Source organism: Ruegeria sp. CDSA034 (assembly GCF_059612275.1).
This window is the reverse complement of record NZ_JBXWQH010000001.1, coordinates 232,158-257,218: the sequence shown is the minus strand read 5'-3', so window position 1 is coordinate 257,218 and position 25,061 is coordinate 232,158. Positions and strand designations below refer to the sequence as shown.

The window sequence follows — 25,061 nt, the reverse complement described above, 5'->3', positions numbered from 1 at the left end:
GCGTAAGCGCTGAGGGGGTCAAGATTGCTTATATGGTCAAGCCCAATCCAGCCTTTGACCGGTCATACACACAGGCAATGTGTCCTGCGGGAACTGGCCGAGCTGTTCGAAGAGTGAGATGAAATCGAACTGGTTATACGCTTCAACCATGCGCCCGTTTTTTATCCGCCCCATGACGCTGCCCGTGGCTTGAAGCGGGGCACCATTATCGGCGCGCGTTGTGCGCAGGTGAATGATGGCGGATACCCAATCGCCGTTTTCGATGATTTTGGGCATATCGACCTGAATGTCCCCAAGGATATGGCGAAAGGCCATGACCAGATCCCGGAAATCATCCGCACCGACCTGCATTTCCGGAATAAGCCCTTCAGCCATGGCTTCGGGGGCGAAATATTGGTCAATCGCGTCGGTATTGCCGTTTTCCCAAACCTCGGAATACCACTCTCTGAGTAGATCTGCGTGCGACATCCCAGCTCTCCTTATTCTGCTGGGGTAAGCATGAGACCAAATAGTGAAAAAACTCTGAACATGAACATGCTCAGCGAAAAACTCAGACTTTAAGTGGAAGGTGCAGGTTTCTGTTGCCAGGTACCTGCGAACCCCGCCTTACGCGGCTAGGCGCAAGGGCTTAAGTTTCGGTCTTGCTACTGCTTACGCAGCAACTGCAACCGGAGCACGATTGTCATTTGCAATTGTACTTTTCGGGCCGATACGGTGGCACCCCGCCGAGACAAAGCTAACCCCTTTAGACGTTCGTCGATCCTATTTCGGCCCCATGATCCCCAAATGAAGGATGTTGGTGGAGCCGCCGGGTACCGCCCCCGGGTCCGATCCGCTTATTACGAGCGCGTTTATGTCCATAGTCCCGAAGGACATACCCTATATAGGTGAGCCAGCGGCCGGATGCAAACCGGGAATCTTGCCGGGCGTTGGAAATAATTACAGTGGGTTAGGCGGCCCTATTGATGTTGGCCAGTATCAGCCAAAGTGCAAGAACCAGTTCGATTCCACCAAAAGTAGCCGCTTTGACCAGTGGTGGGTTGTCCAGATAAACCGAAACAAACCGGCCCAATGCTGCGCCCGCGTAGACAACCCCCAGCATGGCGTAGGCCATCGGGTTGTTGAGGAACAAAACAGCCACGCCAGTGACGACGAAAAGACCGCCGACCGAAGCACGCATCTCGCTCAGCCCCATGTTGCTGTTGGTGGTGCTCAGATCCAGCGCGCCCAAGGTAAAGCTGGGCGCCAGAAATCCGAATAGGCCGAACCCAATGGTCATGAGGGCTGCAATCACGTTCCAAGCGGTGGTCATTTCATTTTCCTTACACCGGATTACGTCGCTGCTGCGCCACGTCTTGCGCCAATTGTCTTGTGTAGCTCTCAAGCTCAACTAGCGTCGCGTCCACTTTGGTCGAGTCGCGGTCTTCCAGCGCGTCGGCGATCTGATTGTGGAAGGCAATAATTGCTTCCCGGGACCGCGCTGTGAAAGTGATCATGTTCATCAGCGGCTGCATGGCTTCGACCGCGCCGGCCAGTTGATAAGACAGTACGGGATTGCCGGCACCATCAACCAGCGCCCGGTGAAACGCCACGTCCGAGGCGCAGAATGCCTCATCCGTCAGGCCGGGTTGGGATTGGCGGTGAACTTCGGCTCGCATGGTGGCCAACTGATCCGCTGTACGGCGCTGTGCGGACATGGCGGCGCAGGCGCGTTCGAGAGCGAAGCGCGCTTCGCAGGCGGTGTCGAAACTGACTGCATTCATCGACAGTAGCAGGGTCGAGGTCGTGATCTGTTGGGAATACGCGCCCTCGAAACTTAACCGGTTCACAAATGCACCACCGCTTGCACCACGTTGCGTGCGGATCAGGGATTGCGCCGCAAGACGCTTCAAAGCCTCGCGCACGGTTGGGCGAGACACCTGGAATTGCTCGGACAATTCCGCCTCGGAGGGCAAACGTTCATCCACGATCAATTCGCCCGAGATGATTGCGTCACGAATGGCCTGAGCGATCTGCGCGGACAGATCAGCAGGTTTTTTTGGGTCGATTTTCATATTCCGGGGACCGTCGGTGAATTTTTATTTGTCTGACATTTAAAAGTCTGACATTTGAAAAGCAAGGACTGAGTCGGGAGGAGCGCGTGAGTCGCACAGTTCTACGCACTGCATTTTGGCTGGGGTTTTATGCCCTGATCCTGTCCGCGTGGTGGGTCATGTTCACCATGAGCCGCGACATGGATCTGGATTGGATCGGTCGCCCCGGCCCAATGGGTCAGGCCATGGCGGCCATGGACCCGCGCATGGACATGTATATGCCCATGGCCGAGTTTGGCCCGCTGTTCTGGATGTGGGCAATCATGATGGCGGCTATGATGCTGCCGACGCTCGTGCCGACGTTGCGCAGTTATGACGATCTGATCCGCAGCGCCAATGGCTCGCGCGCAGGTTGGTTGGGTGTTCTGTCCGGGTATCTGGTCGTCTGGGTTGGCTTTGCAGCTTTGATCACCTGTGTTCAGTTGGCGCTGTTGTTTGGTGGTGTCGTGGACATGCTGGGCATTGGCAGATCCGGATATTTCGCGGGCGGCTTGATGATCGCCGTTGGCGCATTTCAGTTCACCCGCGCGAAAGAGGTCTGCCACGGCGTCTGCCATGCCCCCATGACCTATTTTCTGGGGAACTGGAAAACCGGGTTCACTGGAGGATTGCGCATGGGGCTGGGACTGGGCGCATTCTGTGTGGGCTGCTGCTGGGGCTTCATGGCGCTTGGTTTTGTTGGCGGTGTCATGAGCCTGTTGTGGATGGGTCTCGCGACCCTGTTCATGGTTTTGGAGAAACTACCCCAGATCGGGCACGCAGTGACCCGACCGATGGGATTTGCATTGATTGCGGGCGGTCTTGTTCTGCTCGTCTATCCAATAAGCTACGGAGGATAAGCCTATGGCTAAGAACAGAAAACCCGAGGCCGACAAGCTGCCGATAAGTCAGCGCATTGATAGCCGTATGCCCAATCCCAAGCGGCGCGAGATGAGCCCGACAGATTGGGCAATCAAAGGCGAATTGATCCTGAACTGCTCGTGCGATGTATTCTGCCCCTGCGTGGTATCATTGGGCGCGCATCCTCCGACCGAGGGACATTGCCACGCGTGGATGGGAATTATCGTTGATGAGGGCCACTATGAAGGCGAAGACCTGTCCGGACTGAATGTCGGGCTGCTGGTCGATATTCCGGGCCGAATGGGTGAAGGACAGTGGAAAGTGGCCGCTTATGTCGATGAGCGTGCCAGCGGCAAGGCCTACAACGGGCTGTTGCAAATCTTCAGCGGTCAAGCGGGCGGGACCACCGGTTTGTTTACCATGCTGGTCAGCGAGATTATCGGGGCCGAGCGCGCTCCGGTTCAGATTGAGCGCGACGGCACCAAACGTCGCATCGCGATCGGCCGCAAAATTCAGGGTGAGATTGAGATGCTGGGCGGCAAGGACCCCGAGCATCCGGTCATGGTGTCAAATTCGAAATATTGGATGGGTCCGGACATCATCGTGGCCCGCGGCACCAAGTCCAAGGTACGCGACTACGGCCGTGTCTGGGACTTTGGCGGTAAATCTGCCGAAATTTGCCCAATTGACTGGCATGGGCCAAAGTGATGATCACCGCCGCCTATGCGCAAGAAATGGCCCGATATAATCACTGGCAAAACAGCCAGTTGAAGGGGTTTCTTGCCGCACTTTCGAATGAGGAACTGACCCGCGAGCGCGGAGCGTTTTTTGGTTCGATACTGGGCACGGCAAATCATTTGCTTTGGGGGGACTGGAAATGGATGTCGCGGTTTGACAAGGGGCAAGGTCCCGGCGGCGGTATCCCGGAAAGCCCGTCACTGTGCATCGATCTGGCAGAATGGTTGCCGCTGCGCGATCAGATTGACCAGCGGACAACCCAATGGGCCGCGTCCTTGAATGACGAGGACCTGCGCGGCCCGTTCACATGGTTCTCGGCCGCCAAAGAAGCCGATGTCACGAAACCGTATGCGCAATGCGTCATTCATTTTTTCAACCACCAAACACATCACCGGGGCCAGCTTCATCAGATGCTGACTGAGACGGGTTCGGCCGCTCCGGTGAGCGATCTGGTTTTTCTGCCTGAGGAGGCTTAAGTGGCTCAGATCTCACTCTCGCGTCGCCTGCGCCGAACACCTTTTTCGGATGGTGTCGAAGCTGCTGGGGTTAAAGGATATACGGTCTATAACCGTATGTTATTGCCCACTGTTTTCGAATCCGTCGAAGCAGACTACCGGCACTTGAAAAGCCATGTGCAGGTTTGGGATGTCTCATGTGAACGGCAGGTCGAACTGCGTGGGCCGGATGCCGCGCGGCTGATGCAAATGCTGACGCCACGGGATCTGCGGAGGATGCTGCCCGGTCAGTGCTTTTACGTTCCCATTGTCGATGAAACAGGGGGAATGCTGAATGATCCTGTGGCGGTGAAGCTCTCGGAAGATCGGTGGTGGATTTCGATTGCCGACAGTGACTTGCTGCTTTGGGTCAAGGGCATTGCCAACGGATACCGTCTGGATGTGCTGGTCGACGAACCCGATGTGTCTCCGCTGGCGATACAGGGGCCGAAGGCGGATGACCTGCTGGCCCGTGTCTTTGGCGACCGTGTGCGTGACATTCGCTTTTTCAAGTTCGACAAGTTCGAGTTCGAGGGGCGTGAACTCGCAATCGCACGGTCTGGTTATTCCAAACAAGGTGGTTTCGAAGTCTATGTCGAGGGTTCGGACATCGGTATGCCCTTGTGGAATGCGCTGTTTGCGGCGGGCGAAGACCTGCACGTCCGCGCGGGCTGTCCCAATCTAATCGAACGGATTGAGGGTGGGTTACTGTCATACGGCAACGACATGACCGACGACAACACCCCTCACGAATGCGGTTTGGGCAAGTTCTGTAACACCCATACGGCAATCGGTTGTATTGGCCGAGACGCTCTGCTGCGCGTGGCCAAGGAGGGCCCGGTGCAACAAATCCGTCCGATTGCAATCGACGGCGACGCTGTACCACCATGCGACCGCCCTTGGCCGGTAGTGGCTGCAGGCAAGCGGATTGGCCAGATTACGTCGGCCGCTTGGTCCCCGGATTTCAACACCAATGTTTCAATTGGAATGGTCAAGCTGAGCCATTGGGAACCCGGCACACGGATCGAAATTGAAACACCGGACGGAATGCGTGGCGCAACCGTGCGGGATAAATTCTGGATTTGAACGACATATCTCGGATCAGCACTGGCTGGTGACTGATTGAAAAGAAAGGAAAGTTAAATGTTCAATGCGTTGGTAATGGATAAGGACGAAGACAGCGGACTGGCAAGCGCTTCGGTCAAACAGCTTTCCGTTGGGGATCTGCCTCATGGCGAAGTGACAATCGCTGTTGAGTATTCAACCGTGAACTACAAGGACGGCCTTTGTATGTCGCCGAAGGGCGGCGGGCTGGTGCGCAGCTATCCGCACGTGCCCGGCGTTGATTACAGCGGCACGGTCGAGGCGTCCTCGGACGATCGCTATAAGCCGGGCGACAAGGTCGTTCTGACCGGCTGGCGCGTGGGTGAAGCGCATTGGGGCGGATATTCCCAAAAAGCCAACGCCCTGGCCGACTGGCTGGTTCCCTTGCCCGAAGGTCTGGACACGCGTCAGGCCATGGCAGTGGGCACGGCCGGTTTCACAGCGATGTTGGCGGTTATGGCACTTGAGGATCAAGGCATGCAGCCGGGACATGGTCCAGTGCTAGTCACCGGGGCCGCTGGCGGTGTTGGTTCGGTTGCGACCGCCATTCTGGCCAATTTAGGTTATGAGGTGGCTGCCGTGACAGGTCGACCAGAGGCGGGTGAATATCTGAAATCACTCGGCGCCACCACGATTGTCCCACGCGAGGATCTCAATGAAACCGTAAAACGCCCGTTGGAAAGCGAGTCCTGGGCCGGGTGCATTGACGCAGTGGGGGGCGAGATGTTGGCCCGTGTACTGGGGCAGATGAAATATGGCGCCTCAGTCGCAGCCGTTGGTCTGGCCGGAGGGGCAGGGCTGCCCGCAAGCGTCATTCCGTTCCTGTTGCGCGGTGTCAACCTGCTGGGCATCGATAGTGTGATGCAGCCCTATGACAACCGGGTTCGCGCCTGGCAACGCGTCGCAACCGACCTGCCGATGGACAAGCTTGAGGCAATGGTTCATCCCGCGACGCTGAGCGATCTGCCTCAATTGGGTGCGGATATCTTAAAAGGGCAGGTCAAAGGCCGTGTTGTTGTCGATGTAAACGCCTGATTCCTATGCACATGATCGAACCGGCTGACATCAATGTTGGCCGGTTCAGTTGCCATTGAAAGAACCCGAAAATGCCAGAAACACCTCTGGTCATTGGCTCAATTCCGGATCATCATTGCTATACATCCCAATTGCGATGGACTATGAGCCTTGCAAACATCACCTGAAGACGGGGAGTGAGCAGCATGTCTGACGATTTTGAACTAGACACCGACGATCTGAAGCGCCGTATGGATGGCGCCATGGGCAACCTTAGAACTGAATTCGCTTCACTACGAACAGGCCGTGCGTCGGCGTCGATGCTGGAACCAGTTATGGTTGATGCCTATGGGTCGATGACCCCAATCAATCAGGTCGGTACCGTAAACGTCCCCGAACCGCGTATGGTGACGGTGAATGTTTGGGACAAAGGCCTGGTGGGCAAGGTTGAAAAAGCGATCCGTGAAAGCGGTCTGGGCATCAACCCCCAGCTGAACGGCACCATCATCATGCTGCCGATCCCTGAATTGAACGAAGAACGCCGCCGCGAGCTGGGCAAGGTTGCCGGGCAATATGCCGAGCACGCCCGTGTTTCGATCCGTAACGTCCGTCGCGATGGCATGGACCAGATCAAGAAAGCCAAGGCTGACGGCATGTCAGAAGACGATCAGAAGTTCTGGGAAAGTGAAGTCCAGGACCTGACCGACCAGATGATCAAGAACGTAGACGCCGCGCTTGAAACCAAGCAGGCCGAGATCATGCAGGTCTGAGCCCGCATTATGCCTGACACAACTCAACCCTCACCCGCTATCGGGCCACGCCACGTAGCCATCATAATGGATGGGAACGGGCGTTGGGCGCAGGCGCGCAACCGGCCCAGGCTGTTTGGGCATCAGGCCGGTGCCCGGCGGGTACGAGAAGTGGTTGAGGCCTGTCCGGAATTGGGCATCAAGTATCTGACCGTCTTTGCCTTCTCGACCGAGAATTGGAAACGGACCCAGGTGGAAGTCGCCGGCTTGATGAGCCTGTTTCGACGGTACATCATCAAAGAAGCACGCAACTTGACCAAAGCCGGTGTGCGCGTACGCTTTATTGGTGATCGGGTTCGGCTGGATTCCAAGCTGACCGAACTGATGGACACTTTAGAGGCTGCAACTCAACACAACGATCTGGTGCATCTGACCATTGCGTTAAATTATGGCGGGCGGGATGAAGTTGCCCGGGCGACCAAACGGTTGGCGCGTGACGTCGCCGAAGGCCGCTTGCGCCCCGAAGATGTGGACGAGGAAACCCTGCCCAAGTATTTGGATACACATGTTCTTCCCGATCCGGATTTGGTGATCCGGACCAGTGGCGAAGCCCGTATATCCAACTTTCTTTTGTGGCAATCGGCCTATTCGGAATACGAATTCATCGACACGCTCTGGCCCGACTTCACCTCGGCCGAGCTGGAACGGCTGTGCCGAAACTTTGGAAGCCGTGACCGGCGGTTCGGAGCGGTTCCGGCATGAGCGAGGGCCGATGGTCTGACCTAACCGCCCGTGTTCTGTCTGCTGCGGTGCTTGTGTGCATCGGCTCGGTCGAAGTGTGGCTGGGCGGCCTGTGGTTCGAAGCCTTTATCGCAATCGCCTGCGGATTGATGACTTGGGAACTGGTGCGGATGATCGATCCGGACCGCAATGGTGTGGCGATCCAGTTGGGCATCCTCACCGGTGTTGCTGTCGTTCTTAGCTATCATCTTCCGCCGCTTTATACGCTGCCATTCCTGTTTGCGCCGGCCTTGGTCGGAGCAGGGCAGATCAGTCGATCCAAGGGGATCTACGCGCTTTTCGCTTTCTGGATTGCTGCATCGGGTCTGGGCTTCATCTCAATCCGCGAAAACATGGGGTTCGGCTGGATGGTCTGGCTTATCTCGGTGGTCGTGGCAACGGATGTTGCAGGATACTTTGTTGGCAAAACCTTTGGCGGCCCTAAGTTCTGGCCTAAGGTCAGCCCAAAGAAAACATGGTCGGGCACCGCAGGCGGGTGGGCAGCAGCAGCTTTGGTTGGCACGATCTTTGCCGTTCATGCCGGCTTTGGCGTCATGTTTGTGGTAATTTCGGTGCTTGCGTCGATGGCCAGCCAGGCCGGGGACATTGTCGAAAGCGCAACAAAGCGCAAATTTGCGGTCAAAGACAGCTCGAACCTGATACCAGGTCATGGCGGGTTTCTGGATCGCTTTGACGGCATGATGGGCGCGGCCCTGTTCGTTTTGATAGCCGGGATTCTCTATTCCCCCGGAGCGATGTGATATTCCCCCGGAGCGATGTGATGCGCAAAATCTCAATCTTCGGCGCGACCGGATCAATTGGGCAAAATACGATTGATCTGATTGATCGCGACCCCGCGTCCTATGACGTCGTCGCTCTGACGGGCGGGGCGAATATCGAAAAGCTGGCGGAAGATGCCCGGCGTTTGAACGCCGATGTGGCAGTTACGGCCTATGAAGACCGGTTGGATGATCTGCGCACGGCCCTTGCGGGCTCGGGCGTCAAAGTGGCCGCTGGTCAAAATGCGCTGACGGAAGCTGCTGCACGGCCTGCCGATTGGGTTATGTCGGCCATTGTGGGCGCCGCCGGTCTGGAACCGGGCCTTGAAGTGCTCAGGCAGGGCGGCACGTTGGCGTTGGCCAATAAGGAAACGCTTGTCTGCGCCGGTGCGTTAGTTCTTGAGACGGCCAAAGCGAACAATGCGCGTCTTTTGCCGGTCGACAGCGAACATTCAGCCGTATTTCAGGCGCTTGTCGGCGAGGATATGTCTGCGGTCGAGCGTATCATTATCACCGCAAGTGGCGGCGCGTTCCGCGATTGGCCACTGAGCAAGCTAGCGCATGCAACAGTCGAGCAAGCCTCGAGCCATCCGAACTGGGATATGGGGCAGCGGATCACAATCGACAGCGCGTCAATGTTCAACAAAGCGCTGGAGCTGATTGAAACCAAAGAATTCTTCGGCGTGTCTCCGGATCAGATCGAAGTGCTGGTGCACCCGGAATCCATCGTGCATGCCTTAGTCGGGTTCCAGGACGGCGCTGTCATGGCCCATATGGGCGCCCCGGATATGCGCCATGCCATCGGGTACGCTCTCCACTGGCCCGACCGGAAGGGTTTGCCGGTCGAACGGTTGAACCTTGGCAAACTTGGGCAACTGAAGTTCAGTGAACCCGATGAGGCGCGGTATCCCGCGCTGCGCTTGGCGCGCGCCGTGATGGAACGCGGCGGCCTGTCAGGTGCTGTGTTCAACGCCGCCAAAGAACGGGCGTTGGATCGGTTCGTCGCGCGCGAAATAGGTTTCCTTCAGATGGCCGACATAGTCGAGGCCGTTCTGGACAGATTCGAGGCCGCAGGTGGCCTTATTGATGCCCCTTTAACTCTTGATAACGTGCTGCAAACGGACCATTTGGCACGTACATGGGTAGATGACATCGTCATCCAACGAGCAGGATAAAATTTTGGACGTACTTTCTCTGATCCCTCAGTTTGGCAATTTGCTGTACACGATCATTGCCTTTGTCATCGCACTTTCGGTGATCGTCGCGGTGCACGAGTACGGCCATTACATCGTTGGACGTTGGTCCGGTATCCATGCCGAGGTGTTCTCGGTTGGGTTTGGCCCGGTTCTCTGGAGCCGCATCGACAAACGCGGCACGCGATGGCAGATCGCCGCACTGCCTTTTGGTGGGTATGTCAAATTCCTGGGCGATGCGAATGCGGCGTCGGGCAAAGACGAAGCCGCGATGGAGGAAATTACCGAGCAGAGCCCGGAGGATTTGCGCCGCACTATGCATGGGGCACCTCTTTGGGCCCGGTCGGCCACAGTTGCAGCAGGTCCGGTTTTCAATTTCATCATGTCAATCCTGGTGTTTGGTCTGATTTTCCTGACCCAGGGTGTGACTAAGGACCCACTGACCGTCGGGACCTTGCACCCTTTACCCGGCACTGTTCAGCAATTGCAGGACGGTGACGAAATCGTCGCCATTGGCGGCGTCGCGGTGCCCGATTTTGACGAGGCGGGCGCGTGGACTGACTTTGTTGACGCGTTGCCGGTGGAACCGGTGCTGGATTATACGGTCATCCGCGATGATCAGACCATGGATGTGACCGGTCCCTGGCTGTTTCCGCCCCTGATTCAGCAGGTTACGCCTCGTAGTGCAGCCATGGATATCGACCTTAAGCGTGGTGATGTCATCACGTCGGTCAATGGGGACCCGATCTTTGCATTTGATCAGTTGAAAGAGCATGTCGAAGGTTCCGACGGGAAAGTTCTGTTGCTGAATGTCTGGCGCGACGGGGCAGATCTTGAGTTCGCACTTGCCCCGCGCCGTACGGACGAACCGCAGTCAGAAGGCGGCTTTGTTACACATTGGCGCATCGGTATCGTTGGCGGGATGATGCTGGAACCCGCGACCGAGGCGGCCGGAGTTCTTGAATCCATTTCGGGTGGTGCGCGTCAAACCCTGCGCATCATAGACGGGTCGCTGTCGGGTATCTGGCACATGGTTACGGGGGCCATCAGCACCTGCAACATGTCCGGCCCGATCGGTATTGCCGAAACCTCGGGGGCGATGGCCAGCCAAGGTGCGCAAAGCTTCATCTTCTTTATCGCTGTGTTGTCTACGGCTGTCGGGCTGTTGAACCTGTTTCCGATCCCGGCACTGGATGGCGGGCATCTGGTGTTCTACGCCTATGAGGCCGTGGCAGGTAAACCACCAAGCGATGGCGTACTGAAGGTTCTGATGGGGGTAGGGATATCGCTGATCCTTGGCCTGATGATCTTTTCCGTGTCCAACGATCTGTTCTGCTGATTGTGGTGATATGCGCCAACAAAAGCCGCAATTTCGCCCCAATCCGCGCTTAGTTTGACTGCGTCTAAATTTTTGTGTCAGAGGCTCAAATGACAAAGACGCTGCGGAAATCTTTTCAGAGTTTTAGTTTCCTGTTCATGCTGAACTGGGACTTTCTGTTGTTTTTCGGCGCGACGGCGCTGGCGATTGGTGGCTGGGCTGTCGTAGTCAGCATGTGATTCTCGCCACAATTTGAATACAACTTGCAGCGGCCCACTGGGCCGCTTTGTGTTTTCGTCTTTTGACAAGGAAACTTAATCTCGCTACTCAACAATAAAGTCCTAAAATTCTGGGTAGAGAAAAAAATGACTGATAGGCGAGGCGCAGGCACATCCTGCGGGGGGCAGAAGCCAACAAACAAGATTTTGTGGCAGACGCTACGTATTTTTTCCTTTGTAATTATAGCTAGCTTTACCTTCTTGCCGGAGGTTGCGCGCGCGCAAAGCTACACCATCAATTCGTTCGATGTTGAGGGCAACAGACGGATCGAAAGTTCGACAATTATTGCCCGGACTGGAATTCAGCCAGGCCAGACTGTGACTGCCGGACAGTTGAACGATGCGTTTCAGCGTTTGCTTGACAGTGGTGTTTTTGAGACAGTTGAGCTGACGCCGCGCGGGAACACTCTGGTGATTGAAGTCGAAGAATATCCGACGATCAACCAGATCAGCATCGAAGGCAATCGTCGCGTAAAAGACGATCTTCTGCTTGAGGCCATCAATTCTCAGCCCCGCCGGGTTTTCACACCACAGCTTGCCGAAGCGGACGCGGATCAGATCGCTGAAATCTATTCAGCGCAGGGCCGCGTTTCCGCGACCGTCATCCCACGCATCATTCGCCGTAGCGACAACCGCGTCGATCTTGTCTTTGAAATTGCCGAAGGCACCACGATCGAGGTCGAGCGTGTCAGTTTCGTCGGCAATCGGGCATACTCGGATCGCCGCTTGCGCCGGATTCTTGAGACAAAGCAGGCCAACATTCTGCGCACGTTCCTGCGCGGCGACACGTTTATCGCTGACAGGATCGAGTTTGATAAACAGGTCATCCGCGACTTCTATCTGTCGCGCGGATACGTGGATTTCCGCGTGAACAGCGCAAACGTCGAATTCACCCGCGAACGTGACGCTTTCTTCCTGGTGATGAATATCACCGAGGGGCAGAAGTTCTCGTTCGGCAAGATTTCGACCGTCAGTGAAATTCCGGGCGTTGATCCTGCCGCATATCAAGCGGCGTTGAAAATCCGCCCGGGCGTGACCTATTCCCCGTCTCTGATCGAAAGCTCGATCGCTCGTCAGGAACGGTTGGGTTTGAAACAGGGTGTTGATTTCCTGCGGGTCGAACCGCGGGTCACTCGTAACCCACGTGATCTGACGCTGGACGTTCAGTTTGTTCTGACCAGAGGTCCGCGGATCTTTGTTGAACGTATCGACATCGAAGGCAACACAACGACATTGGACCGCGTGATCCGTCGCCAGTTCGATACGGTCGAAGGTGATCCGTTCAACCCGCGCGAAATCCGCCAGAGTGCTGAACGTATCCGTGCCCTTGGGTTCTTTGCCGTGGCAGATGTTGAGCCGCGCGAAGGGTCCACGCCCAGCCAGGTGATTGTGGATGTGGACGTCGAAGAACAGCCCACCGGCTCGCTGAGCCTCGGTGGTAGTTACTCGATTTCCGACGGTTTCGGGATTGCAATTGGCCTGAATGAATCCAACTTCCTGGGTCGCGGTCAAAACCTTGGCTTGACCCTTTCGACGGCGCAGGATTCCGAGCAATACATCATTAACTTCACCGAACCATATTTGCTGGGTCGCCGGTTGCAGTTCGATCTTGGTCTTGGCCTGGCATCGACGAATTCAAGCTTTGCAAGCTACGATACAAAGCGCGTCTTCTTCGAGCCGCAGCTGAGCTACGCTATCAGCGAATTGTCTTCGCTCCGTCTCCGCTATGGTTGGAACCGCAGCGAGATGACGCAGCAGGATGACGAAGTAAACGGTGCTGTTATCGCTTCGGAAATCGAGCAGGGTAAACGGACATCGAGCACGCTGGGTGTATCTTACCTCTATGATAGCCGACGCGGTGGTCTGAACCCGAATGCGGGCGTTTTGTTTGAGGTGGGCGTTGATGCGGCCGGTCTTGGCGGCGACAACGAGTTCTACAAGACCACAGCGCGCGGCATTGCGCAGACACGTGTCCTGAACGAGGAAGTTGTTCTGCGGGCATCGATGGAAGTAGGTGCACTGCATTGGCAGGGCGACGACTTCAGCCGCGTGCTCGACCGCTTCTTGATTGGTCCGAACACGTTCCGTGGCTTTGAACCTGCGGGCCTGGGTCCGCGAGACCTGTCGAACGGCCAGGACGATGCGATCGGTGGTAACTACTACTGGGTTGCCCGCTTTGAATCAGACTTCCCGCTTGGCCTGCCCGAAGAACTGGGTCTGCGCGGCGGTGTGTTCTACGATGTTGGTAACGTCTACAACATCAACAACGTGAACACTGCTGGTGCCGACATCGTGGGTGCGGACGGGTCTGTCCGCCATGTGATCGGTGTGTCGGTTCTGTGGGAAACGCCTTTTGGGCCTCTGCGGTTCAACTTCTCCAAAGCTTTGAAGAAAGAAGACTTCGACAAGGAACAGAACTTTGACCTGACTGTTCAGGCGCGGTTCTGATCGCCAGATGTTGAACCGAATATGTAATGAAGTGCAGGGCCCAATTCGGGCCCTGTGCGTTTTTCTGGCGCTGGCCTGCATGTCGACAGCTCAGGCGCAGCAATTAGGCGTTCCTCAGGCGAATGTACTGACCCTGTCCAGCGACCGGTTGTTTTCCGAGTCGCAATTCGGTCGGCGCGTCCTGCGCGAGATCGAAACCGAAGGTGCATTGCTGGCCGATGAGAATGAACGAATTGTCGCTGAGCTCAGCAGGGAAGAAAAAGACCTGACCGAAAAGCGCGCAGAACTGCCAACCGAAGAGTTTCGCCCGCTGGCCGAGGCGTTCGACAACAAGGTTCAGACACATCGCGAAAGTCAGCGCGCGAAACTGGACGCCCTTGCGCGCCAAAGCGAAGAAGCGCGGCAGACTTTTCTGGTTCTTGTGCAACCGATCCTGATCGAGTTGTTGCGCGAATCCGGGGCGTCGGTCGTTATCGAACGATCCAATGTTTTTCTCAGCGCGGACCGAACCGATGTGACGGACACGGCGATTGCGCGGATCAATGAACAGATTGGCGATGGCAGCCAACTTGAAGAAGAAATCAAAGAATAGGTTTGCTTGCCCTTAAGGCGCGGTGTTGCTAACCACGCGTCAAAGAGAAATCCAGAACGGGACGACTGCACTATGACAACGGAAACCAAAAGCGCTGACATTCAGCTGATCCAGCGGATATTGCCTCACCGCTATCCGTTTCTGCTGGTCGACAAGGTCGTCGATATCTCGGGTTTTCAATCGGCTGTTGGCATCAAGAACGTCACCATGAACGAGCCGCATTTCCAAGGGCATTTTCCGGGAACCCCGATCATGCCGGGCGTGACCATTGTCGAGGCGATGGCACAGACCGCGGGCGTCATGCTGGGTGTGGGCATGGACGTGATCGACAGCGAGCTGCTGATCTATTTCATGAACATCGACAAATGCAAATTCCGTCGCAAGGTGATCCCGGGTGACGTGCTTGAGATGCATGTCGAAACGGTCCGCGGCAAAAAGGGCGGCAAGATCTTCAAATTTGCCGGTCGCGCCACGGTCGAAGGAGAGGTCGCGGCCGAGGCCGAGTTTTCGGCCTATGTCGACTGGGATATGGAAAAGACCACATGAGCGGCATCCATCCAAGCGCAATCATCGAAGACGGCGCGCAGATTGGTGAAGGCTGCGTCGTAGGACCGTTTTGCTATGTGGGTTCTCAGGTCAAGCTTGCGGATCGGGTCGAGCTGAAATCGCATGTTGTGGTGACCGGCGATACCTCGGTTGGTGAAGAGACCGTGATCTTCAACTTTTCGGTCATTGGAGAGATCCCACAGGATTTGAAGTTCGGTGGTGAGAATACGCGCCTTGAGATCGGCAAACGCAACCGGATTCGCGAACATGTCACAGTGAATACCGGGACCGATGGCGGCGGCGGCGTTACGCGGATTGGGGATGATTGTCTGCTGATGGCGGGCGTGCATGTGGCCCACGATGTCCAGATTGGCAATCGGGTGATCATGGTGAACCATGCCGGCGCAGCGGGTCATTGCATCATTGAGGATGACGTGATTGTCGGTGGTATCTCTGGATTGCATCAGTGGGTCCGCGTCGGGCGTGGCGCGATCATCGGCGCGTTGACCATGGTTCCGAATGACGTGATCCCATATGGCCTGGTTCAGGCGCCGCGTGGCGAACTTGACGGCCTGAACCTCGTCGGCCTCAAACGCCGCGGTGTCTCACGCGACGATATTGCCGCTTTGCGGGCGGCCTTCCGCGAACTGTCTACTGGCGATGGCACGTTCATGGAGCGGGCACATCGGGTCGGCGCGGATAACGAAAGCGAATACGTTCAGCGGATCGTCGATTTCGTGACCGGACATTCGGATCGGTCTTTCCTGACACCGGGGAAATAAACCATGCTGGCGTTGATTGCGGGAACAGGCGTTTTGCCGGGTGAAGTGGTCGCGCAGTTGCCCGACCGCCCGGTGATCTGTGCGATGGAGGGCTTCGGCCCGGATACTCTGACCCCGGACGTCGAGTTTCCATTGGAGCAGGTTGGAAGCTTTATCGCCGACATCAAGGCGCGGGGTGTGACCCAAATCTGTATGGCAGGTGCGGTGGGTCGCCCGCCCATTGATCCTGCAAGGATCGACGCGGCAACAATGCCTTTGGTCCCAATCCTGCAACAAGCCATCATGTCTGGCGATGATGCGGCGCTGCGTGCGGTCATCGGCATTTTTGAGGATGCAGGTCTGGAGGTTAAGGCAGCCCACGAAATCGCGCCCAACCTTCTTCCGAAACTTGGGTGTCTGACGCAGGCGCAACCGTCCGAAGCTGATCTGGCTGATGCCGACCGCGCCTCGGGCATCGTGCGGGCGATGGGGGTTGCGGATGTGGGGCAGGCCTGCGTGGTCTCAAAACGGCAGGCGCTGGCGATTGAGGGTATCTTCGGCACTGCATGGATGTTGCAGTCTCTGACTCAGCGCCCCGATGCGGGCGGCGGCGTATTGTTCAAAGCCCCGAAACCGGATCAGGACGTTCGTGCAGATCTGCCGGCGATTGGGCCCGATACCGTGTCTGGCGCAGTTGCGGCGGGGCTGTCGGGAATTGTGATCGAAAAGGGCGGCGTCCTTGTACTTGAGAAAGACCGCGTGATTGCGGAATGTGACCGACTGGGCCTGTTTTTGTATGTCCGCGAGCGGACGAACTGATGCGGGTTTTCGTCGTCGCCGGTGAACCTTCGGGGGACCGGCTTGGCGGGGCTTTGATGGAAGGCCTGCGCGCACTTGTACCCGGAGTTGAATTTCAGGGCGTTGGCGGCCCGCTGATGAAGGCACAAGGGTTGGACAGCCTGTTTCCTATGTCCGAACTGTCGGTCATGGGCTTGGTTGAAGTTCTTCCCAAGTTTTTTCACCTCAAACGTCGGATTTCTGAGACAGCGCAGGCTGTTCTGGATAGCAATCCAGATGTTCTGATCACCATCGACAGTCCGGATTTTTCGCTGCGTGTTGCCAAGCTGGTCAAAGCGCAAAGTACTATCCGCACGGTTCACTATGTCGCCCCCAGCGTCTGGGCCTGGCGTCCCGGGCGTGCGGACAAGATGGCCAAGGTCATCGATCATGTGTTGGCGCTGTTGCCGTTCGAGCCGCCTTATATGCAGCGCGCGGGGATGGAATGTGACTTTGTCGGGCACCCGGTGGTCAGCGAACCAGCGGCGACCGAACAAGACATTCAGGCTTTTCGCGAGGCCTACGGTCTAGGCCAAGCGCCCATTGTTCTGGCCTTGCCCGGTTCGCGGCGGGGTGAGGTGGATCGTCTGGCTCCGGTCTTTGGTCAGGCGTTAATCGAGTTTGTGAAACAGCGCCCCGACACGCGCGTGGTCGTACCAGCCGTGGCCCATATGGTTGATGCGGTCACTGAGCATGTTCAGGACTGGCCAGGGTCGCCCGTCGTAGTTGATCCGCGGGACTTGCCCTCGGACCAGGCGCAGGCGCAGAAAAGGGCGGCTTTTGCTGCAGCCGACCTTGCATTGGCGGCGTCTGGGACAGTTTCATTGGAACTGGCGGCACAGGCCACGCCAATGGTGATAGCCTACAATCTGAACTGGCTGACGACTCTGATCGCAAAGCGCATGGTTAATCTTGACACGGCGACCCTTGTCAATCTGGTGTCTGAAACACGCGCGGTTCCCGAATGCCTGCTGGATGATTGCGAACCGAATAAGATTGCCACGGCATTGTCGGACGTTGCCACCAGTCCGGATGCGCAGCGCAGCGCGATGGATGTGACCATGGACCGTCTGGGGCGCAGTGGTGAGGCACCGGGTCTGCGCGCCGCCCGAGCGGTTTTGAACAGGCTGCCCAATCGCCATGATTGAACACATCCTGTTCGCATTTTCCGCTGCGATCGTGACCATATCAACTAACCTGGACAATCTGGTCATCCTGTTTGGCCTGATCATGGTCATGGAGACACGCCGAGCCGTCTTTGGCTTTGCCGCGGCGCAAATGATAATTCTGAGCCTGTCGCTTGTGATTGCCAGCGGGCTGGATCACAGCCGGTTTCTGAATTGGGTCGGTTATCTTGGGATTATCCCGTTGTCTCTGGGCCTTTATGGCATTTGGCAGCAACGGAAAGGGTCGGGCGGGCGTCAACTGCCCGATACTGGGGCCATCACCTCGGTCGTCGCGCTGTTTTTGACGCTATCGATTGATACGCTTGCGGCTATGACTCCGCTGTTCGCGGATTCGACGCCAGCGTTTCGGTTGACGGCCTTGATTGGGGCCGGGTGTGCACTGGCAACGCTGATCGGAATTGCAAGTTGGGGCGCACCACGCGCTCAGGTTTTAGGTCCGCGTTTTGCCCGCCTTGACAGGATTGCACCTTACATCATGGTAGCAGTCGGACTGTATATTCTGGTGAACAGCCCAACCGACGTCTTGTAATCCGGGTGCCTCAGTAACCGCGCCAGATCCAGCCGCCGCCGTATATGCGGCTGCTTTCATTGGAGTAGAACACACAGGCCTGACCGGGCGAAATGCCTTCCTCGGGAGTCAGCAATTCGACTTCGGCAGTCGTTTCAGACAGAGGTCGGATAATCGCCTCACGCGGCGGGCGGGTCGACCGCACCTTGACCGACAGGTGCCATTCGTCACGCGAAGTAAAAGGTTCATCCCCCAGCCAGTTGATCTCGCGCACCGGAACGGTCCGGGTCGCCAGCAACTCTTTCGGGCCAACCACAACCTGCTTTTTGTCTACGTCCAGCTTCACCACATACAAAGGCTCACTCAGCCCGCCGATACCCAGACCGCGGCGCTGACCGATGGTGTAGTGGATGACACCATTATGCTGCGCCAGCACCCGACCGTCGGAATGTACGATCTCACCTGGTTCCGCCGCACCGGGGCGCAGCTTTTCGATCACGCTGGCATAGTTGCCATCGGGCACAAAGCAGATGTCCTGACTGTCGGGCTTGTCCGCCACTGACAGGCCATATTGCGCGGCCATTTCTCGGGTCGCGTCCTTCGAGGGCAGGTGGCCCAGAGGAAAACGTAGAAAGTCCAACTGCTCGGGCGTAGTGGAAAACAGGAAATAGGATTGATCCCGGTTCGCGTCCTCGGCGCTGTGCAGTTCCGGCCCGTTCGCGCCCATCTTTCGCTGGATATAGTGACCGGTGGCCATGCAGTCGGCTTCAAGGTCCTTGGCGGTTTCCAGGAGGTCCTTGAACTTCACGCGCTCGTTGCACCGGATACATGGGACCGGAGTCGCTCCGGCCAGATAGCTGTCGGCGAATTCGTCGATCACAGCATCTTTGAAGATGTTCTCGTAATCCAGAACGTAATGCGGAAAGCCGCGCTCCTCGGCCACACGCCGTGCGTCATGGATATCAATCCCCGCGCAACAGGCGCCTTTCTTGGCCAAGGCCGCGCCGTGGTCATACAACTGCAGCGTCACGCCAACCACGTCATAGCCCTGATCGGCCAGATAAGCGGCAACAACTGAACTGTCGACGCCGCCAGACATGGCAACAACCACCCGCGTCTCTGACGGGGGTTTGGCAAAGCCAAGCGAGTTCAGCGGTGTCTCGGTATCGAGGGCCATGACGATTCCAGTGCGGGTTAAGAAAGACCGGCAGAATATAGGAAAATTCTACACACTCTCAAGGGGCGGTTTCACGCGACATTAAGTAGGCTGTTGTCAGCTTTGTCGCAGCTGAAAAAGGGTCAAGAGATGTATTTGCACAAAGTCGAAGGGCCAAGGTCCGTAACCCTGTCGGATGGAACGGTTTTATCGCGAAACGATCTGCCACCTGCAGAGACGACCAGATGGGTCGCTTCGCGCAAGGTCATTGTGGTGCGCGGCGTTCTATACGGGCTGATTTCGTTGTCGGACGCCAAAAAACGTTATGGGCTAAGCGATGAAGAGTTCAATTCTTGGGTTTCTGCGGTCGCTGAACACGGCGCGGATGCTCTGAAAGTGACGGCATTAAAAAAATATCGACAACCTAAAGATGAAAGTGAATAAATGATTCAACGGTAACGTCAGGTTAACCATTTTTGAGCAGTCTCAATTTGAATTGTTAAATTGACCCAAATTGGAGCAGTAAATGCGTATACTTCTTGTCGAGGATGATCCAACCACGTCGAAAAGCATTGAGCTGATGCTGACGCACGCCAACCTCAACGTCTATGCGACGGATCTGGGCGAGGAAGGCATCGATCTTGCCAAACTGTACGACTATGACTTGATCCTTCTGGACCTGAACCTGCCGGACATGAACGGTCACGAAGTATTGCGGCAGCTGCGCATTGCGCGGGTTGAAACACCCATCCTGATCCTATCGGGCGCTGATGACACCGAAAGCAAAATCAAGGGCTTTGGTTTTGGCGCAGACGATTACATGACCAAACCCTTCCACCGAGAGGAGCTGGTTGCCCGCATCCACGCAATCATTCGTCGGTCCAAGGGGCATTCCCAATCCATCATTCATACAGGTCGGGTCGCGGTGAATCTGGATGCCAAAACCGTTGAGGTTGAAGGCAAGGCTGTTCATCTGACTGGCAAGGAATACCAGATGCTCGAACTGCTCAGCCTGCGGAAGGGCACAACGCTGACCAAAGAGATGTTCCTGAACCATCTTTATGGCGGTATGGACGAGCCCGAGTTGAAAATTATTGACGTTTTCATCTGCAAACTGCGCAAAAAGCTCAGCAATGCGACCGGCGGCGAAAACTATATCGAAACCGTCTGGGGCAGGGGCTACGTGTTGCGCGATCCCCAAAGCAACAGCTTGGACGAACGTCGGATCGCTGTTGGAGCCTGACTTAAAATGAAATCTGGTCGCTGTAGGTTCAGGGCGACCACCTCACTCATGGAACAGCACATCTGGACCTAGCCATGGCCTCGCCCTATCACTGGGTTCAAAGACTATGTGACAGGGCGAGGCCATGAGCGATTCGATTGCGGTAACAGAGCTGACGGAAGATCAAGCACGTGCCGAGCTGGCACGGCTTTCGGAATTGATTGCGCGGGCCAACACGCTGTATCACGCCGAGGACGCCCCAGAGATCTCGGACGCCGACTACGATGCGCTAAAGAGGCGAAACGCGGACATCGAGGCGCGTTTCCCCAAGTTGAAACGGCTCGACAGCCCCACAGATCAAGTGGGCGCAAAACCGGCAGAGGGATTTTCAAAACTCGAACATGCCGTCAGGATGATGTCCCTGGGCAATGCGTTCAACGACGAGGACGTTTCGGATTTTGACAGGTCAATCCGCAAATATCTGGGATTGGGCGACTCGGCCGAGTTGGCTTTTACTGCTGAACCCAAGATTGACGGTCTGTCCCTATCGCTAAGGTACGAACAGGGTGAGCTCGTGCAAGCGGCGACCCGAGGCGATGGCGAGATTGGTGAAAACGTGACTGCGAACGCGCGGACGATCTCGGACATTCCGCACAGCGTCAAAAACGCTCCGGAGGTTCTGGAGGTGCGCGGTGAAGTTTACATGTCGCATGAAGACTTCGATAAGCTGAACGCGCGACAGATAGAGCTGGGCGAAAAGGTATTTTCAAATCCACGAAACGCTGCCGCAGGGTCGTTGAGGCAGCTTGACGCGAAAATCACACGATCCCGTCCGCTGCGGTTTTTCGCTTATGCCTGGGGTGAGTTGTCTGCCCCTTTGGCCGATACACAAATGGGTGCCATCGAACGGTTGGCGGAATTCGGTTTTTCAACCAACCCACTGACAGCGTTGTGCGAAACGACAGATCACATGATCAAGCACTACCGTAGTATCGAAGCGCAACGCGCAACGCTCGGCTATGACATCGACGGCGTTGTCTACAAGGTGAACGACTTGGCGCTGCAGGCGCGATTGGGGTTCAGGTCCTCCACGCCAAGATGGGCTATCGCACATAAGTTTCCAGCAGAATTGGCGTGGACAAGGCTTGAGGCCATCGACATTCAGGTGGGTCGCACGGGTGCGCTCAGCCCGGTTGCCCGGCTGCACCCGGTAACTGTTGGTGGCGTCGTCGTGTCCAATGCTACGCTGCACAACGAAGACTACATCGCTGGTCGTGACGCAAAGGGTGGTACGATCCGCGATGGCAAGGATATCAGGGTCGGTGATTGGGTGCAGGTTTATCGCGCGGGCGATGTGATCCCCAAAGTGGCGGATGTGGATGTTTCAAAACGCCCTGAGGATGCGCAGCCTTATGATTTTCCACCAACCTGTCCGGAATGCGGCAGTGATGCGGTTCGGGAAGAAGGCGATGCCGTTAGACGCTGCACCGGTGGGATTATTTGCCCGGCGCAGGCTGTTGAAAAATTGAAACATTTCGTATCTCGGAAAGCGTTCGATATCGAAGGGCTGGGCGCCAAGCAGATTGAAATGTTCTACGATGACCCGGACTTGCCAATCAAAACCCCGGTGGACATCTTTACACTGCAGAACAGAGATGCGGCCAATCTAAACAAGCTCGCCAACCGTAAGGGTTGGGGCGCGCAAAGTGCCGGGAACCTTTGGGCTGCAATTGATGAAAAACGCCAAATCCCATTCGGACGCCTTCTTTTTGCATTGGGCATTCGACATGTCGGAGAGGCCGCATCGAATCTGATCGCGAACCACTATGGCTCCTGGCCAGAATTTGAACGCGCCGTCACCGCAGCCGCTGATTTCGAAGGTCCTGAGTGGGACGAGCTTTTGGGTATTGATGGCGTAGGTGACGTCATGGCGCGCGCGTTGGTTTCTGCATTTGCTCAGGACGCAGAACGCGACAGCATCGACGCTTTGGTCGCGCAATTGGACGTGCAGGACGCCAAACGACCCGACACATCGGGCAGTCCGGTGGCTGGCAAGACGGTTGTCTTTACAGGGTCACTTGAAAAGATGACCCGCGCCGAAGCCAAAGCCCGGGCCGAGGCACTGGGGGCCAAGGTCTCTGGTTCGGTCAGCAAGAAGACCGATTTGCTGGTTGCAGGCCCGGGTGCGGGCTCCAAGGCCAAGAAGGCAGCAGAACTTGGTATCGAGACGCTGGACGAAGATGAATGGCTGCACCTGATCGGCACCGCATGAGCGGCCGCCCTGAAATCCTTTTTCCCCTTTTCGCGGGGCTCGAGACTCTGGAGGGCGTTGGCCCCAAGACTGCGCAGACAATGGTGCAGGCGGGGATCGAGTCGCCGCGTGATGTGCTGTTCGGGTTGCCCTACGCTGTCGTGGACCGCAGGCGGCGCGATACAATCCAGGGGGCTGATCTGCCAACGATATTGACGGTTGAGGTCACGGTCGGTACCCACCGACCGTCGCGAAGTAAAGGCGGGGCCTACCGCGTTCACGTCGAAGACACGCAGACCGAGTTTCAGTTGGTCTTTTTCCACGCGCGTGGCGACTATTTGAAAAAAGTTCTACCACAAGGCAGCCGTCGTGTGATCTCTGGCAAGCTCGAACTGTTCGACGGCATGGCGCAGATGGTACATCCAGATCACATGCTGCCCGTGGAAAGCGCGGATGACATTCCTGAGTTCGAGCCGGTTTATCACCTGACGCAGGGCATCACCCAAAAGACGGCGTACAAGGCGGCACGTAGCGCATTGACCCGCGCACCACAGCTGGCCGAATGGATTGACCCTGCGCAAGTGTCAAAACAGGGCTGGGCGGATTGGGCCACGGCTGTATACGCGGCGCACATTCCACAGGGGGCAGATGACGTAGCTGCGCACGCGCCAGCCCGGGAACGCCTTGCCTATGACGAACTGTTTGCCCATCAGGTGACGCTGGCTCTGGCGCGACAACGCGAGCGTAAAGCTCGGGGCATCGTGAGCGTCGGCACTGGTGCTCTGCAGGCCAAAGTTCTTGCTAATCTGCCTTACAAACCAACGGGGGCCCAGACACGTGCGATCAAGGAAATAACTGCCGACATGGGTTCAGACTCGCGGATGAACCGATTGCTGCAAGGCGATGTGGGAGCAGGGAAAACTCTGGTCGCCTTCATGGCACTTCTGGTCGCGGTCGAGGCTGGTGGGCAGGGTGTTATGATGGCCCCGACTGAGATCCTCGCTAGGCAGCATCTGGAAGGCTTGCGCCCGCTTGCCGAAGAAGCCGGGGTCGTTCTGGAAATCCTGACTGGGCGGGACAAGGGCGCCGAACGGCGTGCAAAGCTGGCCGCGCTGAAACAGGGTGACATTCACATCCTTGTCGGCACCCATGCAGTGTTTCAAAGCGATGTTGAATTTCATGCCCTGCGACTGGCCATTGTGGATGAACAGCACCGGTTCGGGGTGCGGCAACGGATGGAGCTGTCGGAAAAAGGGCAGGGCGCGGATGTTCTGGTGATGACCGCGACACCGATTCCGCGCAGCCTGGCTTTGGCGCAATATGGGGACATGGACGTCTCTGTTCTGGATGAAAAACCACCGGGGCGGAAACCGATCAAAACGGCGATTAACAGCACCGAGCGTATGGATGACGTCGTGGCGCATTTGCGTCGGGCTATCGATGAAGGACGTCAGTGCTATTGGGTCTGTCCGCTGGTCGATGAATCCGAAGTCTCGGACCTGACGGCAGCGGAAGAGCGGTTCAAACGGCTGCGTGCCATACTGGGCGAGGGTATTGTCGGCCTGGTCCATGGCCAGATGCCCGCGTCCGACAAGGATGCCGCAATGGCCGCGTTTCAAGAGGGCCGAACAAAAGTACTTGTTGCCACGACTGTAATCGAGGTTGGCGTGAATGTTCCGAACGCCTCGATCATGGTGATCGAACGGGCTGAGATATTCGGGTTGGCTCAACTACACCAGCTGCGCGGCCGCGTGGGACGGGGTGAGGCGGACTCGACCTGCTTGTTGATGTATCAACCCCCGCTCAGTGAAGGTGGGCGCAAACGGCTGGAAGTTCTGCGTGAGACCGAAGACGGGTTCCGGATATCAGAGACTGACCTGCAGATGCGCGGCGCAGGTGACCTGATCGGTACGGCCCAATCCGGGTTGCCTAAATTCCGGATTGCGGACCTGGAACGCCAGGCCGGATTGATGGCTGTAGCACAGACGGACGCACGCAATTTGCTTAGCAAAGACCCGACCCTGGCCACGGAACGTGGGCAGACGGTGCGTGTTCTACTTTGGCTTATGAAACAGGATCAGGCAATCCGTTTAATTTCAGTGGGTTAGTAAATTAGTTCTGCAAAGTTCACAAATGTTCTCAAAAAGTTCTTTACCGACTCGGTAAAATATGA

The 25,061-nt window shown here is 56.8% G+C and carries 26 protein-coding genes and 1 other RNA gene; 22 read left to right on the top strand and 5 right to left on the bottom strand.

Annotated features, from left to right (window positions below):
• Window positions 1-36: 36 nt before the first annotated feature.
• The 4 genes from AC2FLJ_RS01230 to AC2FLJ_RS01215 all read right to left on the bottom strand — a co-directional run bounded on the left by AC2FLJ_RS01230 (window position 37) and on the right by AC2FLJ_RS01215 (window position 2,054).
• Window positions 37-468: an ester cyclase gene (locus AC2FLJ_RS01230; RefSeq protein WP_282168355.1), complete on the bottom strand. Its 432-nt coding sequence runs from the start codon at window positions 466-468 to the stop codon at window positions 37-39.
• Between the two features lie 99 nt (window positions 469-567).
• Window positions 568-913: a transfer-messenger RNA gene (gene ssrA / locus AC2FLJ_RS01225) on the bottom strand.
• Between the two features lie 36 nt (window positions 914-949).
• On the bottom strand, window positions 950-1,312 hold the full coding sequence (locus AC2FLJ_RS01220) for a DUF4345 family protein (RefSeq protein ID WP_496704268.1): 363 nt from the start codon (window positions 1,310-1,312) through the stop codon (window positions 950-952).
• A gap of 10 nt (window positions 1,313-1,322) precedes the next feature.
• Window positions 1,323-2,054 carry a FadR/GntR family transcriptional regulator gene (locus AC2FLJ_RS01215; RefSeq protein WP_496704267.1) on the bottom strand — a complete coding sequence of 244 codons (732 nt, stop codon included), beginning with the start codon at window positions 2,052-2,054 and terminating at the stop codon, window positions 1,323-1,325.
• Between the two features lie 86 nt (window positions 2,055-2,140).
• On the opposite strand from AC2FLJ_RS01215, the gene AC2FLJ_RS01210 reads away from it, so the two are divergent.
• The 18 genes from AC2FLJ_RS01210 (at window position 2,141) to AC2FLJ_RS01125 (ending at window position 18,280) form a co-directional block, all read left to right on the top strand.
• Window positions 2,141-2,932, top strand: coding sequence for a DUF2182 domain-containing protein (locus tag AC2FLJ_RS01210; protein WP_496704266.1), 792 nt, complete (start codon window positions 2,141-2,143; stop codon window positions 2,930-2,932).
• Window positions 2,933-2,936: 4 nt separating this feature from the next.
• Complete coding sequence (locus tag AC2FLJ_RS01205; protein ID WP_058271563.1) at window positions 2,937-3,641, top strand: DUF1326 domain-containing protein; 705 nt, start codon at window positions 2,937-2,939, stop codon at window positions 3,639-3,641.
• Window positions 3,641-4,147: a DinB family protein gene (locus AC2FLJ_RS01200; RefSeq protein ID WP_496704265.1), complete on the top strand. Its 507-nt coding sequence runs from the start codon at window positions 3,641-3,643 to the stop codon at window positions 4,145-4,147. Before AC2FLJ_RS01205 ends, AC2FLJ_RS01200 begins: the two co-directional genes overlap by 1 nt.
• Window positions 4,148-5,251: a dimethylsulfoniopropionate demethylase gene (locus AC2FLJ_RS01195; protein WP_496695404.1), complete on the top strand. Its 1,104-nt coding sequence runs from the start codon at window positions 4,148-4,150 to the stop codon at window positions 5,249-5,251.
• Window positions 5,252-5,308: 57 nt separating this feature from the next.
• Entirely contained in the window at window positions 5,309-6,304 is a 996-nt protein-coding gene (gene acuI / locus AC2FLJ_RS01190) for an acryloyl-CoA reductase (RefSeq protein ID WP_472723727.1), read from the top strand.
• Window positions 6,305-6,489: 185 nt separating this feature from the next.
• On the top strand, window positions 6,490-7,053 hold the full coding sequence (gene frr, locus AC2FLJ_RS01185) for a ribosome recycling factor (RefSeq protein ID WP_058271567.1): 564 nt from the start codon (window positions 6,490-6,492) through the stop codon (window positions 7,051-7,053).
• Between the two features lie 9 nt (window positions 7,054-7,062).
• A complete protein-coding gene (uppS, locus tag AC2FLJ_RS01180) occupies window positions 7,063-7,794 on the top strand; it encodes an undecaprenyl pyrophosphate synthase (RefSeq protein WP_282118480.1) in 732 nt (243 codons plus the stop codon).
• Window positions 7,791-8,573 carry a phosphatidate cytidylyltransferase gene (locus AC2FLJ_RS01175; RefSeq protein WP_282168350.1) on the top strand — a complete coding sequence of 261 codons (783 nt, stop codon included), beginning with the start codon at window positions 7,791-7,793 and terminating at the stop codon, window positions 8,571-8,573. Before uppS ends, AC2FLJ_RS01175 begins: the two co-directional genes overlap by 4 nt.
• A 20-nt stretch (window positions 8,574-8,593) precedes the next feature.
• A complete protein-coding gene (dxr, locus tag AC2FLJ_RS01170) occupies window positions 8,594-9,766 on the top strand; it encodes a 1-deoxy-D-xylulose-5-phosphate reductoisomerase (RefSeq protein ID WP_496704264.1) in 1,173 nt (390 codons plus the stop codon).
• A gap of 4 nt (window positions 9,767-9,770) precedes the next feature.
• A complete protein-coding gene (rseP, locus tag AC2FLJ_RS01165; RefSeq protein WP_282118477.1) occupies window positions 9,771-11,123 on the top strand; it encodes an RIP metalloprotease RseP in 1,353 nt (450 codons plus the stop codon).
• Window positions 11,124-11,212: 89 nt separating this feature from the next.
• On the top strand, window positions 11,213-11,341 hold the full coding sequence (locus AC2FLJ_RS01160; RefSeq protein ID WP_282118476.1) for a hypothetical protein: 129 nt from the start codon (window positions 11,213-11,215) through the stop codon (window positions 11,339-11,341).
• A gap of 126 nt (window positions 11,342-11,467) precedes the next feature.
• Window positions 11,468-13,828, top strand: a complete 2,361-nt coding sequence (gene bamA / locus AC2FLJ_RS01155) for an outer membrane protein assembly factor BamA (RefSeq protein ID WP_472723732.1) — start codon at window positions 11,468-11,470, stop codon at window positions 13,826-13,828.
• 79 nt (window positions 13,829-13,907) lie between these two features.
• Window positions 13,908-14,420 (top strand): OmpH family outer membrane protein, encoded by a 513-nt coding sequence (locus AC2FLJ_RS01150; RefSeq protein WP_496704263.1) that lies wholly within the window; start codon window positions 13,908-13,910, stop codon window positions 14,418-14,420.
• A gap of 72 nt (window positions 14,421-14,492) precedes the next feature.
• Window positions 14,493-14,966, top strand: a complete 474-nt coding sequence (gene fabZ / locus AC2FLJ_RS01145; RefSeq protein WP_472723733.1) for a 3-hydroxyacyl-ACP dehydratase FabZ — start codon at window positions 14,493-14,495, stop codon at window positions 14,964-14,966.
• Window positions 14,963-15,748, top strand: a complete 786-nt coding sequence (gene lpxA / locus AC2FLJ_RS01140; protein ID WP_496704262.1) for an acyl-ACP--UDP-N-acetylglucosamine O-acyltransferase — start codon at window positions 14,963-14,965, stop codon at window positions 15,746-15,748. The genes fabZ and lpxA overlap by 4 nt, the downstream gene beginning before the upstream one ends.
• A gap of 3 nt (window positions 15,749-15,751) precedes the next feature.
• Complete coding sequence (locus tag AC2FLJ_RS01135; protein WP_496704261.1) at window positions 15,752-16,546, top strand: LpxI family protein; 795 nt, start codon at window positions 15,752-15,754, stop codon at window positions 16,544-16,546.
• Window positions 16,546-17,712: a lipid-A-disaccharide synthase gene (lpxB, locus tag AC2FLJ_RS01130; protein ID WP_496704260.1), complete on the top strand. Its 1,167-nt coding sequence runs from the start codon at window positions 16,546-16,548 to the stop codon at window positions 17,710-17,712. Before AC2FLJ_RS01135 ends, lpxB begins: the two co-directional genes overlap by 1 nt.
• Entirely contained in the window at window positions 17,705-18,280 is a 576-nt protein-coding gene (locus AC2FLJ_RS01125) for a hypothetical protein (RefSeq protein WP_496704259.1), read from the top strand. The genes lpxB and AC2FLJ_RS01125 overlap by 8 nt, the downstream gene beginning before the upstream one ends.
• A gap of 10 nt (window positions 18,281-18,290) precedes the next feature.
• On the opposite strand, the gene mnmA is transcribed toward AC2FLJ_RS01125, so the two are convergent.
• Complete coding sequence (gene mnmA, locus AC2FLJ_RS01120) at window positions 18,291-19,436, bottom strand: tRNA 2-thiouridine(34) synthase MnmA (protein ID WP_496695423.1); 1,146 nt, start codon at window positions 19,434-19,436, stop codon at window positions 18,291-18,293.
• Between the two features lie 129 nt (window positions 19,437-19,565).
• On the opposite strand from mnmA, the gene sciP reads away from it, so the two are divergent.
• The 4 genes from sciP to recG all read left to right on the top strand — a co-directional run bounded on the left by sciP (window position 19,566) and on the right by recG (window position 24,996).
• A complete protein-coding gene (gene sciP, locus AC2FLJ_RS01115; RefSeq protein WP_496695424.1) occupies window positions 19,566-19,859 on the top strand; it encodes a CtrA inhibitor SciP in 294 nt (97 codons plus the stop codon).
• An 82-nt stretch (window positions 19,860-19,941) separates the two neighbouring features.
• Complete coding sequence (gene ctrA, locus AC2FLJ_RS01110) at window positions 19,942-20,658, top strand: response regulator transcription factor CtrA (protein WP_113790658.1); 717 nt, start codon at window positions 19,942-19,944, stop codon at window positions 20,656-20,658.
• 124 nt (window positions 20,659-20,782) lie between these two features.
• Window positions 20,783-22,909, top strand: coding sequence for an NAD-dependent DNA ligase LigA (gene ligA / locus AC2FLJ_RS01105; protein WP_496704258.1), 2,127 nt, complete (start codon window positions 20,783-20,785; stop codon window positions 22,907-22,909).
• Window positions 22,906-24,996 carry an ATP-dependent DNA helicase RecG gene (gene recG, locus AC2FLJ_RS01100; RefSeq protein ID WP_496704485.1) on the top strand — a complete coding sequence of 697 codons (2,091 nt, stop codon included), beginning with the start codon at window positions 22,906-22,908 and terminating at the stop codon, window positions 24,994-24,996. The genes ligA and recG overlap by 4 nt, the downstream gene beginning before the upstream one ends.
• Window positions 24,997-25,061: the final 65 nt, after the last annotated feature.

Excerpts from the sequence above, each read along its gene's own strand:
- AC2FLJ_RS01230 (WP_282168355.1), bottom strand. The coding sequence starts at position 468 with ATGTCGCACGCAGATCTACTCAGAGAGTGGTATTCCGAGGTTTGGGAA.
- AC2FLJ_RS01220 (WP_496704268.1), bottom strand. The coding sequence starts at position 1,312 with ATGACCACCGCTTGGAACGTGATTGCAGCCCTCATGACCATTGGGTTC.
- AC2FLJ_RS01215 (WP_496704267.1), bottom strand. The coding sequence starts at position 2,054 with ATGAAAATCGACCCAAAAAAACCTGCTGATCTGTCCGCGCAGATCGCT.
- AC2FLJ_RS01205 (WP_058271563.1), top strand. The coding sequence starts at position 2,937 with ATGGCTAAGAACAGAAAACCCGAGGCCGACAAGCTGCCGATAAGTCAG.
- AC2FLJ_RS01200 (WP_496704265.1), top strand. The coding sequence starts at position 3,641 with ATGATCACCGCCGCCTATGCGCAAGAAATGGCCCGATATAATCACTGG.
- acuI (WP_472723727.1), top strand. The coding sequence starts at position 5,309 with ATGTTCAATGCGTTGGTAATGGATAAGGACGAAGACAGCGGACTGGCA.
- frr (WP_058271567.1), top strand. The coding sequence starts at position 6,490 with ATGTCTGACGATTTTGAACTAGACACCGACGATCTGAAGCGCCGTATG.
- uppS (WP_282118480.1), top strand. The coding sequence starts at position 7,063 with ATGCCTGACACAACTCAACCCTCACCCGCTATCGGGCCACGCCACGTA.
- AC2FLJ_RS01175 (WP_282168350.1), top strand. The coding sequence starts at position 7,791 with ATGAGCGAGGGCCGATGGTCTGACCTAACCGCCCGTGTTCTGTCTGCT.
- dxr (WP_496704264.1), top strand. The coding sequence starts at position 8,594 with ATGCGCAAAATCTCAATCTTCGGCGCGACCGGATCAATTGGGCAAAAT.
- AC2FLJ_RS01160 (WP_282118476.1), top strand. The coding sequence starts at position 11,213 with ATGACAAAGACGCTGCGGAAATCTTTTCAGAGTTTTAGTTTCCTGTTC.
- bamA (WP_472723732.1), top strand. The coding sequence starts at position 11,468 with ATGACTGATAGGCGAGGCGCAGGCACATCCTGCGGGGGGCAGAAGCCA.
- AC2FLJ_RS01150 (WP_496704263.1), top strand. The coding sequence starts at position 13,908 with ATGTCGACAGCTCAGGCGCAGCAATTAGGCGTTCCTCAGGCGAATGTA.
- fabZ (WP_472723733.1), top strand. The coding sequence starts at position 14,493 with ATGACAACGGAAACCAAAAGCGCTGACATTCAGCTGATCCAGCGGATA.
- lpxA (WP_496704262.1), top strand. The coding sequence starts at position 14,963 with ATGAGCGGCATCCATCCAAGCGCAATCATCGAAGACGGCGCGCAGATT.
- AC2FLJ_RS01135 (WP_496704261.1), top strand. The coding sequence starts at position 15,752 with ATGCTGGCGTTGATTGCGGGAACAGGCGTTTTGCCGGGTGAAGTGGTC.
- lpxB (WP_496704260.1), top strand. The coding sequence starts at position 16,546 with ATGCGGGTTTTCGTCGTCGCCGGTGAACCTTCGGGGGACCGGCTTGGC.
- AC2FLJ_RS01125 (WP_496704259.1), top strand. The coding sequence starts at position 17,705 with ATGATTGAACACATCCTGTTCGCATTTTCCGCTGCGATCGTGACCATA.
- mnmA (WP_496695423.1), bottom strand. The coding sequence starts at position 19,436 with ATGGCCCTCGATACCGAGACACCGCTGAACTCGCTTGGCTTTGCCAAA.
- sciP (WP_496695424.1), top strand. The coding sequence starts at position 19,566 with ATGTATTTGCACAAAGTCGAAGGGCCAAGGTCCGTAACCCTGTCGGAT.
- ctrA (WP_113790658.1), top strand. The coding sequence starts at position 19,942 with ATGCGTATACTTCTTGTCGAGGATGATCCAACCACGTCGAAAAGCATT.
- ligA (WP_496704258.1), top strand. The coding sequence starts at position 20,783 with ATGAGCGATTCGATTGCGGTAACAGAGCTGACGGAAGATCAAGCACGT.
- recG (WP_496704485.1), top strand. The coding sequence starts at position 22,906 with ATGAGCGGCCGCCCTGAAATCCTTTTTCCCCTTTTCGCGGGGCTCGAG.